Origin of the sequence: Mesorhizobium sp. M5C.F.Ca.IN.020.32.2.1 (assembly GCF_004023105.1) — a bacterium.
Classification (GTDB): Bacteria; Pseudomonadota; Alphaproteobacteria; order Rhizobiales; family Rhizobiaceae; genus Mesorhizobium; species Mesorhizobium wenxiniae.
Genome location: NZ_RZSX01001677.1, coordinates 1 through 445 on the forward strand (window position 1 = coordinate 1; position 445 = coordinate 445).

Here is a 445-nt window from a genome sequence, read left to right on the forward strand (position 1 = left end):
GACAGACATCAATCTACCTGGCACAGCATCTTGCGCTGCAGGGATATCGTGTCCTTGCAGTCGATCTCGATCCGCAGGCTTCTTTGTCATCAATGCTTGGCGTTCAGCCAGAATTCGATCTGGAGGAAGGCGACACCCTGTACGGCGCGATCCGTTATGACGACAAACGGCGGCCACTTAAGGACATCATCCGCAAGACATACTTCGCAGGCCTCGACTTGGTTCCCGGAAACCTTGAGCTGATGGAATTCGAGCACGAGACCCCAACCGCGTTGATGGAGCGGAAGACAACCAACAGCGAAATCTTCTTCAGGCGCGTCGGCGTGGCCTTGGCCGAAGTCGAGGCCGAGTACGACATCGTCGTCATCGACTGCCCTCCACAGCTTGGATACTTGACGCTCGGTGCCGTGTGTGCGGCGACCAGCCTGTTGATCACAATCCACCC

Annotated in this window: 1 protein-coding gene; it reads left to right on the plus strand. The window is 56.9% G+C overall.

Annotation, left to right across the window (positions count from 1 at the left end; genetic code table 11):
• A partial coding sequence (locus EOA86_RS38105) for an AAA family ATPase (protein WP_164892486.1) occupies nt 1-445 on the plus strand: 445 nt, incomplete at both ends.